This window comes from Micromonospora humida, assembly GCF_016901255.1.
Taxonomy (GTDB): Bacteria; Actinomycetota; Actinomycetes; order Mycobacteriales; family Micromonosporaceae; genus Micromonospora; species Micromonospora wenchangensis.
In genome coordinates this window covers 23,974-41,218 of the sequence record NZ_JAFEUC010000018.1, presented here as the reverse complement: position 1 = coordinate 41,218, position 17,245 = coordinate 23,974, and the positions used below count along the sequence as shown (strand labels likewise).

Below are 17,245 nucleotides of genomic sequence, written 5' to 3'. Positions count from 1 at the left end.
GGGACGATCGTTCAGAGCGTGGACAGCGAACGGGCGTAGTTGACCTGGTTGTTGATCTGCTGCACCTGTCCCTGGTCGACCACCGGGATACGGGCCACGTACTGGTGGCCGCCGCTGGTCACCGTCACCTGCACCATGCCGTGGTACCGGGTCTCCTTGATCAGCAGGAAGAGCAGGCTGAAGATGGTGAGGCAGAAGAAGCCGAGGATGGCGCAGACGATCGCCCAACTGGCGATCTTCTCCTCCCGCTGCCAGTGGTCGGTGACGTACCAGGTGGCACCGGCCAGGGGCATCGCGCCCGCCGGGGTGTGGATCACCGGCGGACTCACCATGATCTCGCCGATCTGCACCGCCGCCGCCTGCTGACCACCCGCCATCCCCGGCGGCGGGGTGAACTGCGGCGGGTACGGCCCCGGCTGGCCCATCGGCGCGGCGTACGGGTCGACCCCGGCCGGTGCCGGGAACCCCGCCGGCGGCGTCGAGAACTGCGCCGGTGGTGCGGAGAACTGCGCGGGCGGTGCCGAGAAGTTCGCGGGCGGTGCGGAGAACTGCGCCGGTGGTGCCGAGAACTGCGCAGGTGGTGCGGAGAACTGGGCCGGCGGTCCCGGGTACGGCTCGGCGGTCGACGGGGTGGAGGGGCCGACCGGTACCGCCGGGGGCGCGGGGAACGCCGTCGACGCCGGTGGCACGTCCGGCGACGGGGCCCAGGGATCGTAGGCGGGGCTCGCCTGCGTGGGCGGACCGGACGGGGTGGGCGGACCGGACGGGGTGGGCGGGTCGGACGGGTACGACGGGGCGGGGTCGGAGGTCACCACGACACCTCACGCGCGTTGGACATCCTGCGGACCATACAGCGTCCGGCGTCGCCCCGCGTTCCGGCGCGGCACCGGCCCGCAGCACGTACCCGCCCGCACCCGCTCGCCGCCCGGGGGTGCCAGGGCGGCGCGCACGGGCCAGCTGGGCCGGGCGGTCAGGCGGAGGCGGCCGGTTCGGCGGCCCGGTCCACGGGAGGCTTCGGCGCGTCCAGGCCGGCGGCCCGTCGGGCCTCCCGCCGGGCCACCCAGCCGTAGCCGAAGAGCGTCATCGCGGCGAACAACCACCACTGGACGACGTAGCCGAAGTTCTGCCAGTTGTTCGTGTGCCCGATCGGCACCGCCCGGAACGCCGGGTCGTTCGCCGGGGTCTGCTCGTCGAGCAGCAGGTACGCCCCGTGCAGCGGGTACGGCAGTTCCCGGGCCAGCTTGTCCACGGTCACCCGACGGGTCTCCAACCGGCCGTCGCGCCGGTCCACGCCGTTGCCGCCGCTCTCGGTGGGGTGCACCCGGCCGACGACGGTCACCTGACCGGTAGGCAGCGCCGGCACCTCGGGCATGGCCAGCGCGCCGCCGGGTGCCGGGGGGACCCAGCCCCGGTCGACCAGCACGGCCGTGCCGTCGTCGAGCACCAGTGGGACGAGGACCTCGAAGCCGACCCTGCTCTCCACCGTCCGGCCCCGGACCAGGATGACGTTCGTGGCGTCGTACCGGCCGGTGGCGGTGACCCGGCTCCACTCGGCCTGCGCGGCGGGGGCCGCGCCGACGGTGCCCGCGCCGCCGGTGGGGGCCGGCAGCGTCGACCGCAGCGGCGCGGGGGTGCCGGCGGTGCCGGCGTCGATCCGCTCGTTGACGGCGGTACGTTCCCGGTAGCGGTCCAGCTGCCAGTTGCCGAGCAGCACCATGACGGCGGCGGCGACCAGGGTCAGCGCGAGGATGCCCAGCCAGCGTGGGGTCAGCAGGAACCGGTACACAGCACGAGGCTACCCGTATGACCGACGCCACCCTGCGCGACGGCCCGGCACCGGCCCGTACGGTGTGCGGATCGGCGGTCTCCACCTGTCGCCAGGGGCGGGTATGGTCACGCCTGCGGATCGCCGCCGGTGTTCCTCCCGGCCGTCCGCGAGCCACCGCCCGTCGCCACCGAGGAGTCGATGATGACCGCCGTGCCGCGCCTCGTGTTCAGCGCGCCGTCCTCCGGTCACGGCACCAACGCGCTGTCCGTCGGTCTGCTCGCCGCGCTCGCCGAACGGGGGCTCGACGTCGCCGGGTTCAAGGTCGGTCCGGACCACGTCGACGCCGCCTACCTCGGCCTGGCCGCCGGCCGCCCCGGCCGTACCCTCGACCCCCGGCTGATCGGTGGCGACCGGCTCGGGCCCCTCTTCGCGTACGGCGCGCAGGGTGCCGCGTTGGCCCTGGTCCAGGGCACCATGGGGCTGTACGACTCGGTCGGGGGCCGCCCCGAGGCGGAGTCCACGGCCGCCGTGGCGACCGCGCTGCGCAGCCCCGTCGTGCTGGTGATCGACGTGGCGGCGATGGGCCAGTCGGTGGCCGCCCTGGTGCACGGCTTCCGCTCGTACGACGAGCAGCTCTGGTTGGGTGGGGTGATCCTCACCCAGGTCGCCTCCGGCCGGCACGAGGCCATGCTCCGGGAGGCGCTCGACGACGTCGGGATGCCCGTCTACGGGGCGTTGCGCCGGCACGAACTGCCCCCGGTGCTGCCCGCCCGCCGGCACGGCGTGGCACCGGTCCTCGGCCGCGACGCCGAGGCGTCCCGGGCGGTGCGCCGGCTCGGCGAGGCGGTCGCCGGGACGGTCGACCTGGAACGCCTGCTCGGGTTGGCCCGTTCCGCCCCGGCGCTGTCCGTCCCGGCTTGGTCGCCGGTGTCCGACGCCCCGGTGGTGGACGCGCCGGTGGTGGCGCTCGCCGGTGGCCCCGGCGGCAGCTACAGCCACCCGGAGACCGCCGAGCTGCTGCGGGCCGCCGGGGCCCAGGTGGTCACCGTCGACCCGCTGCGCGACGAGGCGCTGCCCGCCGGCACCCGCGCGCTGGTCGTCGGGGGCGCGCTGCCCGAGTCGTACGCGCGGGACCTGTCGGCCAACCGGCGGCTCTGCATCGCGGTGGCCGAGCTGGCCCGCACCGGCCGTCCGGTGATCGCCGAGGGCACCGGCCTGCTGTGGCTGGCCCGGGAGCTGGACGGGCTGCCGATGTGCGGGGTGCTGGACGCGATCGGCGTGAGCCGGGACGGTCTGGTGGTCGGTTACCGGGAGGCGACCGCCCTGTCCGACAGCGCGGTCGCCCGTACCGGTGCGACGGTGGTGGGCTACAAGCAGCACGGCGCGGTGCTCACCCCCCGGGCCGGGCAGCGGGCCGCCTGGGGTTGGGAGGGCGGCACGCCCGAGGGCTTCGTCTGGCGGGGCGTGCACGCCTCCCAGCTCGGCCTGCACTGGGCGGCGTACCCGGAGATCGCGACCCGGCTGGTGACGGCGGCGGCGCTGCCCTCGCCGGTCGAGGGCGTCGCCGCGCCGGCCTGACCGGCCCCGGGTGACCGGCCCCACGTCAGCCGACGATGGCGTCCGACGGTGGGGTGAACTGGCGGGTCGGGGTGCCCTTGAGGCCGTCGCGCAGGGTCTGGGCGACCGCGTTGACCGGGACCTGGGACTGCCCGTCACCGACGGCGTTGAACGGGTTGTCCGGGTCGGCGATGAAGCTCGCCGCCGCCAGTTCCGGGGTGTAGCCGACGAACCAGGCCGACCGGGTGCTGTCCGTGGTGCCGGTCTTGCCGGCCACCGGGCGGCCCACCGTGCCCCGGACGCTGTCCGCCGTCGACCAGCCGCCGCAGCTGCCCTTGGCCGGGGTGTCGCCGGTGGGGCAGCGGGCGGCGTCGGTGGCGGCACGGGCGGCGTCGGCGTTGACCACCTGCCGGCAGCGGGGCTTGGCGACCTCCCGTTCGATGCCACCGGCGGTCCGGTAGGTGGCCGGGGTGCCGTCCCGGTTGGTGATCGAGTTGACCGGCATCGCCTCGCAGTACCGCCCGTCGGCGGCGATCGCGGCGTACGCGTTGGCCATCTCCAGCGGGGTGGCGTCGGAGACGCCCAGGGTGAACGCGCCCCACTTCTTCGCCTTCGCGGGTGACGCCTGTTCCTTGTCGACGTCGGTACGCCAGCGCAGGCCCAACTGCTCCGCGAGGTGCACCCCCCGGTCCGCGCCGATCTTCTCCTCCAGTTGGACGAAGTAGGTGTTCACCGACTTGCCGAACCCGGACCACATGGTCTGCCGGCCGGTCATCGCCCCGCTGGCGTTGGACGGCGCCCACCCGTCGTAGACGGCCGACTTGTACCGGTACGGCGAGTCGAACGCGGTGGACAGCGGCATCCCGGCGTCCAGGGCGGCCAGCATCGGGAACATCTTGAACGTCGAGCCGGCCTGGTAGCCCGGGAGGGTGCCGCCGCCGAGCAGCGGGGCGACCGTGTTCGGGTAGTTCGCCTTCATCTTCGGGTCGGCCTCGGGGTTCGAGCTGGGTCCGTTCTCGCTGACGTCCAGGGAGTACGTCCGGTTCACCGCCATCGCCTTGATCCGTCCGGTGCCCGGTTCGGCGACCACGATCCCGTTGGCGAAGGGACTGTCGACGCGGTCCTTCGCACCGACGTTCTTCTCGGCGGCGGCCTGCACCTTGGGGTCGAGGCTCAGCACGATCCGGTAGCCGCCCCGGCGCAGCTTGTCCATCCGCTCCAGCCGGTTCTCCCCGAACGCGGGCTGCGCGCTCCACCAGTTCTTCACGTAGTCGCAGGCGAAGCCCCAGGTGTTGTACTTGTTGGGGATCGCGGCGCAGTCGTTGGCAGGGGTGGTGGGCCGGGTCCGGATGGGTTCGCTCTTGGCCACCGCGGCGGCGTCCGGGGACAGGTAGCCGAGTTGGGTCATCTTGTCGAGCACGTAGTTGCGCCGGCCGGTGGCCTCCTTCTGGTCCGAGCTGAGCGGGTCGTACTCGGAGGGGGACTTGACCAGGCCGGCGAGGGTGGCCGCCTCGACCGGGGTGAGCGTGGCCGGGGTCTTGGAGAAGAAGATCTGCGCCGCGGCGTAGATGCCGTACGCCCGGTGACCGAAGTACGCCGAGTTGAGGTAGCGCTCCAGGATCTGGTCCTTGGTCAGCTCCTTCTCGATGTCCAGCGCCATCCGCATCTCCTTGACCTTGCGCAGGCTGGTCTGCTGGATGGCCTCCTGGACCTCCTGCGGCGTCTGCGCGCTGTCCCGCAGCGCCATCCGGACGTACTGCATGGTCAGGGTGGAGGCGCCCTGGGAGACGCCGCTGGAACGGGTGTTGGCCACGAAGGCGCGGGCGACGCCCTTCGGGTCGACGCCCCGGTGCTGGTAGAAGCGGTTGTCTTCGGCGGCGACGATGGCCTGCTGGATGTTCGGCGACATGTCCGACAACTTGGTGTACTGCCGGTACTCCTCGTAGAACATCGTCAGGATCGTCGTGCCGTCTGGCGCGTAGAGGTAGGACGTCTCGGCGGGCAGGGCGGTGCGCAGGATGTTCGTCTTGTGCTCCACGGCGTGCGCGGTGGCTTTGGCGCCCAGGCCGGTCACGGCGGCCAGCGGGTACGCCACGGCGGCGAGCACGATGCCGGCGATCAGCCCGGCACGCAGGAGAGGAACGGAACGACCAGCGGCAGCAAGGGGTCGATTGCTCACGTGGTCAAGTTATGACATTTCCGATTCGTCCATGAGAAGAATTCATGAACGCTCGGGCGTTCCCCGGCCGGGACCGGCGGCCGTGGGTGAAGCGTCCGGTGTGCCGTGATGTGGACCACCTCGGGATCGACTGTCCTCTGCGCCGGCTTCCCGGCAGGATCGCGGACATGCATGGGCAACTGACCGGCGTCGAGCCGTCGACCGGCCCGGGAGCCGCCGCCGCGCCGGCGACCGCAGCCGGGGCGACCGTCGACGCCGAACCGGATCTCGCCCACCACGGGGACGCCGAGGCCACCCCCGGCCTGGTCGACCTGGCCGTCAACGTCCGTCGCGACCCGATGCCGGACTGGCTGGCCGACCCGCTCACCGCCGCCCTCGCCGACCTGGCCGGCTACCCCGACCCCCGGCCGGCCCGCGCCGCCGTCGCCGCCCGGCACGGCCGCCCGGAGGCGGAGGTGCTGCTCACCGCCGGTGCCGCCGAGGGCTTCGTGCTGCTCGCCCGCGCCCTGGTCGGGGTACGCCGCCCGGTGGTGGTGCACCCGCAGTTCACCGAACCGGAGGCCGCGCTGCGGGCCGCCGGCCACCGGGTCGAACGACTCCTGCTCGACCCGGACGACGACTTCCGGCTCGACCCCGCGCGGGTGCCGGCCGACGCCGACCTGGTCATGATCGGCAACCCGACCAACCCGACCTCGGTGCTGCACCCCGCCGCCGACCTGGCCACCCTGGCCCGGCCCGGCCGGGTGCTCGTCGTCGACGAGGCGTTCGCCGACACCACAGGCGTCCCCGGCGTCGACGGCGAGCCCGAGTCGCTCGCCGCCCGCCGGGACCTGCCCGGCCTGGTGGTGGTGCGCAGCCTCACCAAGACCTGGGGACTGGCCGGGCTGCGGATCGGCTACCTGCTCGGCGAGGCCGCCCTCCTGGAGCGGCTGGCCGCCGCCCAGCCGCTGTGGGCCGTGTCCACCCCGGCGCTGGCCGCCGCCACCGCCGTCGCGTCCCCGACCGGTGTCGCCGCCGAGCGCGCCATCGCCGCCCGGCTCGCCGCCGACCGCGACCACCTGGTGCGCCGCCTGTCGGCCCTACCCGGGGTACGCGTCGCGGGCCGCCCGGCCAGCGCCTTCGTCCTGGTCCACCGGCCCGGGGCCGACCGGGTACGCCAGGCGTTGCGCGACCGGGGCTGGGCCGTACGACGTGGCGACACCTTCCCCGGGCTCGGGCCGGACTGGCTGCGGATCGCCGTCCGCGACCCGGCCACCACGGACGCGTTCATCGAGGTAATGGCGGAGATCCTGGAGGCATGATGCTGGAGACGACGATCGCGGAGATCGGTCCGCCCGACCCGGTGGCGATGACGGCCGCCCGGGACCTCCAGGCCCGGCTGACCAAGCCGGCCGGCTCGCTCGGCGCGCTGGAGGAGCTGTCCGTACGCCTGGCCGGCCTGGCCGGGGTCTGCCCGCCGCCGCTGCCCGAACCGGCGGCGGTGGCGATCTTCGCCGGTGACCACGGCGTGCACACCCAGCGGGTCACCCCGTGGCCGCAGGAGGTCACCGCCCAGATGATCGGGAACTTCCTGGCCGGCGGGGCGGTCGTCAACGCGTTCGCCCGGCAGGCCGGCGCCTCGGTCACCGTGGTCGACGTCGGCGTGGCCGCGCCGCTGCCGTTCCCGCCCGCCGACGCCGCGCCCACCACCGCGTCCACCGACGCCCTGTCCGCCGAAGCCCCGTCCGGCGACGCCGTGCCCGCCCCGACCGGCACCACCCTGGCACCGCCGCGCCTGCTCGACGCGAACGTGCGGCGCGGCACCCGGGACATGACGGTCACCGCCGCACTCACCCGGGACGAGGCGCGGGCGGCGGTCGAGACCGGCATCCGGGTCGCCGGCGAGCTGATCGACGCCGGGGCGGGTGTGCTGCTCACCGGCGACATGGGGATCGCCAACACCACGCCGGCCGCCGCGCTGGTCGCCGCGTTCACCGGGGTCGACGCGGAGGCGGCCACCGGCCGGGGTACCGGGGTGGACGACGAGACGTACCGGCGCAAGGTCGACGTGGTGCGCACGGCGCTGGACCGGCACCGCCCCGACCCGGCCGATCCGCTGGGGGTGCTGGCCGCCGTCGGTGGCCTGGAGCACGCGGCGCTGGCCGGCCTGATCCTCGGCGCGGCGGCCCGCCGGGTGCCGGTGCTGCTCGACGGGGTGATCGCGGTCAGCGCGGCGCTGGCCGCCGCCGCCCTCGCCCCCGACGCGGTCGGTGCGATGGTCGCCGGGCACCGCTCCGCCGAGCCGGGCGCCACCGTGGCGCTGCGGCACCTCGGCCTCGACCCGCTCGTCGACCTCGGCCTGCGCCTCGGCGAGGGTACCGGGGCGCTGCTGGCCCTGCCGGTGGTCGTCGGCGCGGTCCGGGTGTTGCACGAGGTGGCCACCTTCGACGCGGCGGGGGTCTCCGAGAAGTGAGCACCAGCCCCTACCCTCTCGGACTGCGGCTCGCCGGGCGGCGGGTGGTCGTGGTGGGCGGCGGTGCCGTGGCCAGCCGGCGGGTGCCCGCCCTGCTGGACGCCGGTGCCGACGTGCTGCTGGTCGCCCCCGAGGTGACCCCCGCGTTACGCGCGCACGTCGACGCCGGGCGGCTGCACTGGCGGCCCCGCCGGTTCGCCCCCGACGACCTCGACGGGGCGTGGCTGGTCCAGGTCGCGGTGGACGATCCGCTCGCCGCCGCCTCGGTCAGCGCCGTCGCCGCCGAACGGCGGATCTTCTGCGTCCGGGCCGACGACCGGACGGCGGCCACCGCGTGGACTCCGGCGGTGACCCGGCACGGGCCGGTGACCGTGGCCGTGCTGGGCGGGGGAGACCCGAAACGGGCGATGGGTGTCCGGGACGCTGTCCGGGAGCTGCTCGCCGCCCGGACGGGCCCGCTCGTCGACCCGGGGGAGGTCGACCCGGGCGAACCGGTGGCGGACGCGCCCCTCGCGGGCCCGCCGGAGCCGACGCCGGCCGGGGCCGGCGACGCCGCGACCCGTGCGGGTGGCCCGGTCGGTCGGGTGTCGCTGGTCGGTGCGGGGCCGGGTGACCCGGAGCTGATCACGGTGAAGGGGTGGCGGCTGCTCACCGAGGCGGAGGTGGTGGTCGCCGACCGGCTGGTGCCCGGGTTGCTCCTGGACGAGTTGCGCCCCGACGTCGAGCTGGTCGACGCCGCGAAGATCCCCTACGGGCCGTCCCGCGCCCAGGAGGAGATCAACCGGATCCTGGTCGACCGGGCGCTCGCCGGAAAGGTCGTGGTACGCCTCAAGGGTGGCGACCCGTACGTCTTCGGGCGTGGCGGGGAGGAGTTGCTGGCCTGCGCGGCGGCCGGCGTACCGGTGACCGTGGTGCCCGGGGTGACCAGCGCCGTGGCCGTGCCGGCGGCGGCCGGTGTCCCGGTCACCCACCGGGCGGTGGCCCACGAGTTCACCGTGGTCTCCGGCCACGTCGCCCCGGACTCGCCGGTCTCCCTGGTGCGCTGGGAGGCCCTGGCCGGCCTGCGGGGCACCCTGGTGGTGCTGATGGGGCTCAAGAACCTGGCCGCCATCGCCGACACCCTGACCCGGCACGGCCGGGACGCGGCCACCCCGGTCGCGGTGATCCAGGAGGGCACCACGGGTGGTCAGCGCAGCCTGCGGTCGACGCTCGGCGCGGTGGCGGCCGACGTGGTCGCGGCGGGGCTGCGGCCCCCGGCCATCGTGGTGATCGGCGACGTGGTCGACGCCCTGACGCCCTGACGCGTCTTGATCCACCCTTGTGGGCCGATGTAGCGGTATCCCGTGTCGCGGATACCGCTACATCGGCCCAACTGGAGTCGATCGTGTGGGGCGCTACTGCTTGAGCATGTTGTCCAGCAGCAGGGCACAGCGGATCAGGCCGAGGTGGCTGTACGCCTGCGGGTGGTTGCCCAGCCCGCGCTCGGCCAGCGGGTCGTACTGCTCGGGCAGCAGCCCGGTCGGGCCGGCGGTGTCGACCATCTGGGCGAACAGCTCCTCGGCGTCGGTACGCCGACCGGTGCGCAGGTACGCCTCGATCAGCCACGCCGTGCAGATGTGGAAGCCACCCTCCCGACCCGGCAGACCGTCGTCCCAGTGGTAGCGGTAGACGACCGGGCCGCTGCGCAGATCCGCCTCGATCTTGAGCACGGTGGAGAGGAAGCGCGGGTCGTCGCCCGGGAGCAGGCCGGACAGCCCGATCCAGAGCGAGGAGGCGTCCATGTCCTCGTCGCCGTACGCGACGCTGTACGCCTCGACCTCCTCGTGCCAGCCGTTCTCCAGCACGTTGGCACCGATCCGGTCGCGCAGCTCCACCCACTCCGGCCGGTCCTCGCCGTCGTGCTGACGCACCACGTGCAGGGCCCGGTCGACGGTCATCCAGCACATCACCTTGGAGAAGATGTGGTGCCGGGGTGGGAGGCGGGCCTCCCAGATGCCGTGGTCGGGCTCGTGCCAGCGGCGGCGGACCGCCTCGACCATGTTGTCCAGCACCCGCCACTCGTCGTCGCGGACCGAACCCCGGGCGTCGGCGACGGCCGCGATCAGGTCGGCGATCGGGCCGAAGACGTCCAGTTGGAGCTGGTGGTTGGCGAGGTTGCCGACCCGGACCGGCCGGGAGCCGGCGTACCCGGGCAGGGTGTCGATGACCGCCTCGGCACCCAGCTCGTAGCCGTCGACCGTATAGAGCGGGTGCAGCCGCTCGGGGTGCCCGCCGGTGCGCTCGATGCAGCCGTCCACCCAGCGCAGCAGCGCCTCGGCCTCCTCGATCGAGCCGAGGTCGACCAGGGCCCGCGCGGTCATCGCCGCGTCCCGCAGCCAGCAGTACCGGTAGTCCCAGTTGCGGACGCCGCCCAGCTCCTCCGGCAGCGAGGTGGTCGCCGCCGCCAGGATCGAGCCGGTCGCCTCGTGGCAGAGCCCACGCAGGGTGAGCGCGCTGCGGGCGACCAGGTCCCGGGCGGTGGCGGGCAGCCGCAGCGAGGCCACCCACTCCTTCCAGGGCTGCTCGGCGCTGGCCTGCCGGTCGTGGATGGCGACCGCGTGGTCCTCCAGGCTGTGCGTGCCGAAGCGCAGCTCCAGCACCACCTGGCCGCCGGTGGCGGAGAGGTCGACCACGGCGTGCGCGGTCTCGTACCCGCCGTCGTTGCGGACCTGCCAGGTCACCCCTGGGGAGTAGAGCGCGACGGGCTCGTTGGAGCCGAGCACCAGCAGGCCGTTGTCCATCGGCTGGAGCTGCGTGGCGACCTGACCGAACTCGGGGCGCGGGGCGAACTCGATCCGGGCCCGGCCGGAGCCGGTGAGCACCCGGACCAGCGTGGAGTCGCCGGTGATGACGGCCGGGCCGTCCGGGGTGGTCTCCCGGGCCGGCAGGTCCAGCCAGTCGGTGACGGTGAGCCCCGACCAGCGGGTCTCTACGGTCATCGTGCCGTTGCGGTAGCGCTGGCCCAGCGGGATGCCGCCGCGCTCCGGCCCGACGGTGAAGTGCCCGGCCGGGCTGCCGCCGACCAGGTCGGCGAAGATCGCCGCCGAGTCGGGCTTGGGGTGGCAGAGCCAGCTCACCTTGGCCTCGGGGGTGAGCAGCGCGACGGTACGCCCGTTGGCGAGCATCGAGTGCCGTTCGATCGGCACCGCCCGCTCGCCGAAGAGCCAGTGCCGGCGGGTCTCCAGCAGCAGGCCCAGCGCGCGGGCCGCCTCGATCGGCTCGGCCACCCGGTAGTGCGCCTGGGTGTCCCCGGGGCCGATCTTGATGCCCAGGTCGGGGCCGCGCAGGGTGCCGAAGGCGTTCTCGTCGGTGACGTCGTCGCCGATGAAGAGCACCGCGCTGGCCGAGAGCTGGGTGCGGAGCTGGTCGACCGCGGTGCCCTTGTGGGTGGCGACCACCGACAGCTCGATGACCTCCTTGCCCTGGGTGACGGTGACGTCGTCCCACTTCGCCGGTCCGTTGCGGACGGCCTCGACGGCGGCGGCGGCGACCTGCGGGTCGACCCCGCGGGTGTGCACCGCGACGCTGGCCGGCTTGCGTTCCAGCCGTACCCCCGGGTGGGCCTGGGCGATCTCGCGTAGCGCGTCGCGCAGCCGGGTGCGCACGGCGACCAGCTCGGGGGAGAGCCGCTCGACGAAGCCGATGTCGAACTCGGAGCCGTGGCTGCCGACGAGGTGGATCTCGTTGGGCAGCCGGGACAACGCGGCCAGGTCGCGCAGCGCCCGTCCGGAGACCACCGCGACGGTGGTCTGCGGCAGCGAGGCCAGCGCCCGGACGGCGGCGACCGACTCGGGCAGCGGCACGGCCTTGCTCGGGTCCGCCACGATCGGCGCGAGGGTGCCGTCGTAGTCGCAGGCGACCAGGAGCTGTGGTACGCGGGCGATGCGTCCGATCGCGGCGAGCAGTTCCGGGTCCATCGTCCCGGCGGCGGGGGTGATGATCTCGGCGGTGGGGGCGTTCACTCGGCCTCCGTCCCCGGTGCGCCCAACTCGGTCAGAAAGGACTTCGCCCAGTGCCCCACATCGTGGGTGCGCAGATGACGTTGCATGATCCGCATGCGTCGACGGGCCTCCGGCTTCTCTACGTGTACAGCCCGCAGGAGGGCGTCCTTGACGGCGTCGGGGTCGTGCGGATTGCACAGGAACGCCTGGCGCAGCTCGGTGGCCGCGCCGGCGAATTCGCTGAGCACGAGCGCACCGCCCTGGTCGGCGCGCGATGCGACGTACTCCTTGGCCACCAGGTTCATTCCGTCTCGCAGCGGGGTCACCATCATCACGTCGGCCGCGACGTACATCGCGGCCAGTTCGCTGCGACTGTACGACTGATGCAGATAATGCACCGCCGGCACGCCGACCCTGCCGAATTCGCCGTTAATCCGACCAACCTCGCGTTCCACCTTGACCCGAAGTGCCTGGTAGTGCTCCACGCGCTCCCGGCTGGGGGTGGCCACCTGCACCATAACCGCGTCCGGAACTGTCAACTTTCCGTCAGCAAGGAGTTCCCGGAAGGCCTTGAGTCGAAGTTCGATGCCCTTCGTGTAGTCCAGCCGGTCGACGCCCAGGATGATCGTCTTCGGGTTGCCCAGCTCCTCGCGGATCTGCTTGGCCCGGGCCTGGATCGCCGGGTCCTCGGCCAGCCGCTCCATCTCCTTGGTCTCGATGGAGATCGGGAACGCGCCGGCCTTCACCTGCCGCCCGTCGACCTGGATCATCTGCCCCTCGTAGCGCAGCCCGAGCAGGTGCCGGGCCAGCCGGACGAAGTTCTGCGCGGCCAGCCGCTGCTGGAAGCCGACCAGGTCGCTGCCGAGCAGGCCGCGCAGGATCTCGGTGCGGAACGGCATCTGCATGAACAGCTCGATCGGCGGGAACGGGATGTGCAGGAAGAAGCCGATCTTCAGATCCGGCCGCAGCTCGCGCAGCATCGCCGGGACGAGCTGGAGCTGGTAATCCTGCACCCAGACCGTCGCGCCCTCGGCCGCGACGTCCGCCGCCGCCTCCGCGAACCGGGCGTTGACCAGCCGGTACGCCTCCCGCCAGCGGCGCTTGTAGGCGGGGGTCTCGACCGCGTCGTGGTAGAGCGGCCAGATGGTCGCGTTGGACTGGCCCTCGTAGTAGCGTTCCAACTCCTCGGCGCTCAACGGCACCGGGTGCAGCCGGATGCCCTCCAGGTCGAACGGCTCCGGGGCGGCGCCGGTGCCACCGGCCCAGCCGACCCAGGTGCCCCGGTGCTCGGCGAGGACGGGGTGCAGCGCGGTGACCAGCCCGCCGGGGCTGCGCCGCCACTGTCGTCCCTCGGGTGTGCTCACCTCGTCGACAGGCAGTCGGTTGGCCACAACGACAAAGGAGCTACGGACGGTCACGATCGGCCACCTCCGGGTGCTGACGGGTCCACCGCGATGAGCGTACTGAGCGTAGCTGCGGCGTCTGGGACCCCGTGCCGGACTTACCTACCCGTCCCACGGCCGCTTCACCCGTACCGTGATCTTGTCAACATCACCAGCTCAGCGGTGGCGGAAGTGACGTGGAGCCGACCGGGCGGGGTGATGTGGGCGTGGCGGGCCGTACCTGTCAGGATTGACGGTGGCGTGCGCGTGGCCGGCCCCCGGCCGGCGGCGGCGGGCGAAGGTCGCAGCCCGTGCCGCGCCGCCGTCCAAGGCGACAGCAACCGACGGAGGTAGCCCGCACCGTGGCCCAGTTCATCTACGTCCTGGAAAAGGCGCGCAAGGCGCACGGCGACAAGGTCGTGCTCGACAACGTGACGCTGAACTTCCTGCCGGGGGCCAAGATCGGTGTGGTCGGCCCGAACGGCGCCGGTAAGTCCAGCCTGCTGAAGATCATGGCCGGGCTGGACAAGCCGAGCAACGGCGAGGCCCGGCTGATGCCCGGCTACACCGTCGGGATGCTCGCCCAGGAGCCCCCGCTCAACGACAGCAAGACCGTGCTCGGCAACGTCGAGGAGGCGGTCGCCGAGACCAAGGCCAAGCTGGACCGGTTCAACGCCATCGCCGAACAGATGGCCACCGACTACTCCGACGAGCTGATGGAGGAGATGGGCAAGCTCCAGGAGGAGCTGGACCACCTCGACGCCTGGGACATCGACTCCAAGCTCGAACTGGCCATGGACGCGCTGCGCTGCCCGCCGCCGGACGCCGACGTCACCCAGCTCTCCGGTGGGGAGCGGCGCCGGGTGGCCCTGTGCAAGCTGCTGCTGGAGGCGCCCGACCTGCTGCTGCTCGACGAGCCCACCAACCACCTCGACGCGGAGAGCGTGTCCTGGCTGGAGCAGCACCTGGCCAAGTACGCGGGCACCGTCATGGCGATCACCCACGACCGGTACTTCCTCGACAACGTGGCCAACTGGATCCTGGAGCTGGACCGCGGCCGGACGTACCCGTACGAGGGCAACTACTCCACCTACCTGGAGAAGAAGGCCGCCCGGCTCGCCGTCGAGGGTCGCCGCGACGCCAAGATGAAGAAGCGGCTCACCGAGGAGCTGGAGTGGGTCCGCTCCAACGCCAAGGCCCGGCAGACCAAGTCCAAGGCCCGGCTCGACCGCTACGACGAGATGGCCGCCGAGGCGGAGAAGACCCGCAAGCTGGACTTCGAGGAGATCCAGATCCCGCCGGGCCCGCGCCTGGGCAGCACGGTCATCGAGGCCAACCACCTCAGCAAGGGCTTCGGTGACCGGCTGCTCATCGACGACCTGTCGTTCTCGCTGCCGCGCAACGGCATCGTCGGCATCATCGGCCCGAACGGCGTCGGCAAGACCACCCTGTTCAAGACCATCGTCGGGTTGGAGCAGCCGACCGGCGGCGAGGTCCGGGTCGGCCCCACCGTCTCGCTGTCGTACGTCGACCAGAACCGGGAGGGCCTCAACGGCGACAAGACCGTCTGGGAGGTCGTCTCGGACGGTCTCGACTACCTGATGGTGGGCAAGGTCGAGATGCCGTCCCGGGCGTACATCGCGGCGTTCGGCTTCAAGGGGCCGGACCAGCAGAAGCCGACCAAGGTGCTCTCCGGTGGCGAGCGCAACCGGCTCAACCTGGCGCTGACCCTCAAGATCGGCGGTAACGTCATCCTGCTCGACGAGCCGACCAACGACCTGGACGTCGAGACGCTGTCCAGCCTGGAGAACGCCCTGCTGGAGTTCCCCGGCTGCGCCGTGGTCATCTCCCACGACCGGATGTTCCTCGACCGGGTCGCCACCCACATTCTGGCCTGGGAGGGCGACGACGAGAACCCGGCGAAGTGGTTCTGGTTCGAGGGCAACTTCGACGCGTACGAGAAGAACAAGATCGACCGGCTCGGGGCGGAGGCGGCCCGGCCGCACCGGGTGACCTACCGCAAGCTGACCCGCGACTGAGCATGGCGGACCGTTTCGTCTACCACTGCACCCTGCGCTGGTCCGACCTGGACGCGTACGGCCACGTCAACAACTCGCGCTTCCTCACCCTGTACGAGGAGGCGCGGGTGGCGTTGATGTTCGCGGGTGGCAAGGCGTGGGGGGTCGGCTCGTTCGCCGACGGGGTCGTCATCCGCCGGCACGAGGTCGACTACCTGCGCCCGGTCGACTACGCGCTCGGCCGGGCCACCGCCGAGGCCGCGCCGACCGTCCGGATCGAACTGTGGGTGGAGCGCATCCGGGCCGCCTCGTTCACCGTCGCCTACGAGCTGTACGACGGTGAGGTGCTGGCCAGCACCGCCCGCTCGGTGCTGGTCCCGTTCGATCTGGTGGAGAAGCGACCCCGGCGGATCAGCGACGACGAACGGGCCTTCCTGGAGTCGTGGGCACCGACCGGCGGGGCGGCGTGAACGGCGGCGCCACCGTCCGGCGGGAGCACGGGTTGGTGGGGGCGGACGACGCGGGGGCCTTCCTGGCCCGGCTGGTCCGCCTCGACCCGGCCACGGTGGTCCGGCTACGCCCGCTGCCCGGCGTCGGCCGTACCGCGCTCTGGGCCCGGCTGCCGTGGGACGTGCTGGTGGTCCGGACGGTGGCCGGGGCCGCCCCGGCCGACGTCACCGTGGACGCGGCCAAGTTGCTGTCCCGGTTGGCCGACGCCGACACCGCGCTGCCGCCCGGCCGCGACGAGCGGTGGCGGTGGCCGCTGCCCCCGGTGGTGAGCCGCCCGGTCGAGGTGCTGCCCGCCGCCGAGCTGCGGCGCATCGCCGAGGCCGCGGCGGGCACCCTGCGCGCCGCCGCCACCGAGGGGGTACGCGGGCGCGCGGTGGGGCAGCGGATGCTGCGGGAGGCGCTGCTCGACCACGTGGCGGTGACCGTCACTCCCGACGCCGATCCGGCCGACCCGGTGGAGATCACCCAACGGCTGGTGCAGGGGCTCGTCCGGATGGGGTTCCTCGGCCCGGCCGAGGTCACCACGGCGGGCGAGGTCCAGGTCCGGGTGGCCGGCCGGTGGGTCGGTCTGGTGGGACCATACGGAGCCGCCTGGTCGCGGAAAGTTTCCGATCTCGCAATTCGTCCGGCGCGGGATCAGCCGAAAGTATGACCCCGGCTCATTCTTCCGGGCTGGGGCTGCCGTTGGGGGGGTGTCTCAACCCGGCTGTCCGGGTACCGTCCATCCTCGGATCCAACGCACCGTAGGCGATTGGATCCGCTGGGGAGTGAGGTGCGCGAGCGATGCCGTGGTGGTCATGGCGCCCTGGTCCCGCCGCTGGCGGCGAACCGGAAACTCGAAGCGGAGTCTCGGTGGACAGCATCCGGGTGGGGCCACCGCCGCCCCGGCAGCCGGCGGAGGACTGCCCCGGCACCGATCGGCCCGTCGTGACCGACCGGCCGGCCTCCGTGGCACCGGTCACCCTGGCCCGGGTGTGCGACGCGCTCGACCTGCTCGACGTGCGTTACCTGGCCGACGGTGACGGCAACCTGCTGGCCATGTGGGAACGGCACGCGGTGCTGGTGACCCTCGAAGGCCCCGAGGACGAGATCCTGGTCATGCGGGCCCGCCCGCACGCCACCGTCCCGCCGGACTGGGCCGACCGGGCCTACCGGGTGGTCAACGAGTGGAACCACACCCGCCGGTTCTGCAAGGCGTACATCGGCGACCCGACCGAGCGCGGCCAGTTGCCCATCTACGCCGAGTTGCAGGTGCCGCTCGGCGCCGGGGCGCACGACGCGCTGCTGGTGGAGATGCTCGACTGCGGCGCGGCCGTGGCGACCACCTTCGTCGACTGGCTGCACGACGAGGGTGCCCTGCTCTGAGCGGCCCGACGCCCCGCCCGCGCCGTCGCGGCGG

At 73.2% G+C, this 17,245-nt stretch carries 13 protein-coding genes; 8 read left to right on the top strand and 5 right to left on the bottom strand.

Going from position 1 to position 17,245, the window contains the following annotated elements; all coding sequences use genetic code 11:
- Positions 1 to 11: 11 nt before the first annotated feature.
- Together JQX11_RS28700 and JQX11_RS28695 are read right to left on the bottom strand one after the other, a co-directional pair.
- Complete coding sequence (locus tag JQX11_RS28700; protein WP_232378787.1) at positions 12 to 812, bottom strand: hypothetical protein; 801 nt, start codon at positions 810 to 812, stop codon at positions 12 to 14.
- Between the two features lie 158 nt (positions 813 to 970).
- The gene (locus JQX11_RS28695) at positions 971 to 1,786 is read right to left on the bottom strand and encodes an SURF1 family cytochrome oxidase biogenesis protein (protein ID WP_307826400.1); all 816 of its coding nucleotides are present in this window, start codon (positions 1,784 to 1,786) and stop codon (positions 971 to 973) included.
- A gap of 129 nt (positions 1,787 to 1,915) precedes the next feature.
- On the opposite strand from JQX11_RS28695, the gene JQX11_RS28690 reads away from it, so the two are divergent.
- On the top strand, positions 1,916 to 3,346 hold the full coding sequence (locus tag JQX11_RS28690) for a cobyrinic acid a,c-diamide synthase CobB (RefSeq protein WP_372444648.1): 1,431 nt from the start codon (positions 1,916 to 1,918) through the stop codon (positions 3,344 to 3,346).
- 25 nt (positions 3,347 to 3,371) lie between these two features.
- Here the strand turns inward: JQX11_RS28690 and JQX11_RS28685 are convergent, their stop codons facing one another.
- Positions 3,372 to 5,504, bottom strand: coding sequence for a transglycosylase domain-containing protein (locus JQX11_RS28685; RefSeq protein WP_204928052.1), 2,133 nt, complete (start codon positions 5,502 to 5,504; stop codon positions 3,372 to 3,374).
- Positions 5,505 to 5,671: 167 nt separating this feature from the next.
- Here JQX11_RS28685 and cobC point away from each other — a divergent pair, with 167 nt between their 5' ends.
- Genes cobC through cobA form a run of 3 tightly spaced genes read left to right on the top strand, consistent with a single transcriptional unit; the run spans position 5,672 to position 9,257 of the window.
- Complete coding sequence (cobC, locus tag JQX11_RS28680; protein ID WP_204928051.1) at positions 5,672 to 6,805, top strand: Rv2231c family histidinol phosphate aminotransferase CobC; 1,134 nt, start codon at positions 5,672 to 5,674, stop codon at positions 6,803 to 6,805.
- The gene (locus JQX11_RS28675; RefSeq protein WP_204928140.1) at positions 6,805 to 7,956 is read left to right on the top strand and encodes a nicotinate-nucleotide--dimethylbenzimidazole phosphoribosyltransferase; all 1,152 of its coding nucleotides are present in this window, start codon (positions 6,805 to 6,807) and stop codon (positions 7,954 to 7,956) included. The genes cobC and JQX11_RS28675 overlap by 1 nt, the downstream gene beginning before the upstream one ends.
- Positions 7,953 to 9,257: a uroporphyrinogen-III C-methyltransferase gene (gene cobA / locus JQX11_RS28670; RefSeq protein WP_204928050.1), complete on the top strand. Its 1,305-nt coding sequence runs from the start codon at positions 7,953 to 7,955 to the stop codon at positions 9,255 to 9,257. The genes JQX11_RS28675 and cobA overlap by 4 nt, the downstream gene beginning before the upstream one ends.
- A gap of 93 nt (positions 9,258 to 9,350) precedes the next feature.
- Here the strand turns inward: cobA and otsB are convergent, their stop codons facing one another.
- Entirely contained in the window at positions 9,351 to 11,912 is a 2,562-nt protein-coding gene (gene otsB, locus JQX11_RS28665; protein WP_204928139.1) for a trehalose-phosphatase, read from the bottom strand.
- Positions 11,913 to 11,953: 41 nt separating this feature from the next.
- Positions 11,954 to 13,354, bottom strand: coding sequence for an alpha,alpha-trehalose-phosphate synthase (UDP-forming) (locus tag JQX11_RS28660; protein WP_088646585.1), 1,401 nt, complete (start codon positions 13,352 to 13,354; stop codon positions 11,954 to 11,956).
- A 326-nt stretch (positions 13,355 to 13,680) separates the two neighbouring features.
- On the opposite strand from JQX11_RS28660, the gene ettA reads away from it, so the two are divergent.
- From ettA to JQX11_RS28640, 4 genes are all read left to right on the top strand, one after another.
- Complete coding sequence (gene ettA / locus JQX11_RS28655; RefSeq protein ID WP_204928049.1) at positions 13,681 to 15,357, top strand: energy-dependent translational throttle protein EttA; 1,677 nt, start codon at positions 13,681 to 13,683, stop codon at positions 15,355 to 15,357.
- Positions 15,358 to 15,359: 2 nt separating this feature from the next.
- Complete coding sequence (locus JQX11_RS28650; RefSeq protein ID WP_204928048.1) at positions 15,360 to 15,806, top strand: acyl-CoA thioesterase; 447 nt, start codon at positions 15,360 to 15,362, stop codon at positions 15,804 to 15,806.
- The gene (locus JQX11_RS28645; protein WP_307826399.1) at positions 15,779 to 16,498 is read left to right on the top strand and encodes a DUF8185 domain-containing protein; all 720 of its coding nucleotides are present in this window, start codon (positions 15,779 to 15,781) and stop codon (positions 16,496 to 16,498) included. The genes JQX11_RS28650 and JQX11_RS28645 overlap by 28 nt, the downstream gene beginning before the upstream one ends.
- A 131-nt stretch (positions 16,499 to 16,629) precedes the next feature.
- Positions 16,630 to 17,211: a type III secretion system chaperone family protein gene (locus tag JQX11_RS28640; protein ID WP_204928047.1), complete on the top strand. Its 582-nt coding sequence runs from the start codon at positions 16,630 to 16,632 to the stop codon at positions 17,209 to 17,211.
- Positions 17,212 to 17,245 lie beyond the last annotated feature (34 nt).

Excerpts from the sequence above, each read along its gene's own strand:
- cobC (WP_204928051.1), top strand. The coding sequence starts at position 5,672 with ATGCATGGGCAACTGACCGGCGTCGAGCCGTCGACCGGCCCGGGAGCC.
- JQX11_RS28675 (WP_204928140.1), top strand. The coding sequence starts at position 6,805 with ATGCTGGAGACGACGATCGCGGAGATCGGTCCGCCCGACCCGGTGGCG.
- otsB (WP_204928139.1), bottom strand. The coding sequence starts at position 11,912 with ATGGACCCGGAACTGCTCGCCGCGATCGGACGCATCGCCCGCGTACCA.
- JQX11_RS28650 (WP_204928048.1), top strand. The coding sequence starts at position 15,360 with ATGGCGGACCGTTTCGTCTACCACTGCACCCTGCGCTGGTCCGACCTG.
- JQX11_RS28640 (WP_204928047.1), top strand. The coding sequence starts at position 16,630 with ATGCCGTGGTGGTCATGGCGCCCTGGTCCCGCCGCTGGCGGCGAACCG.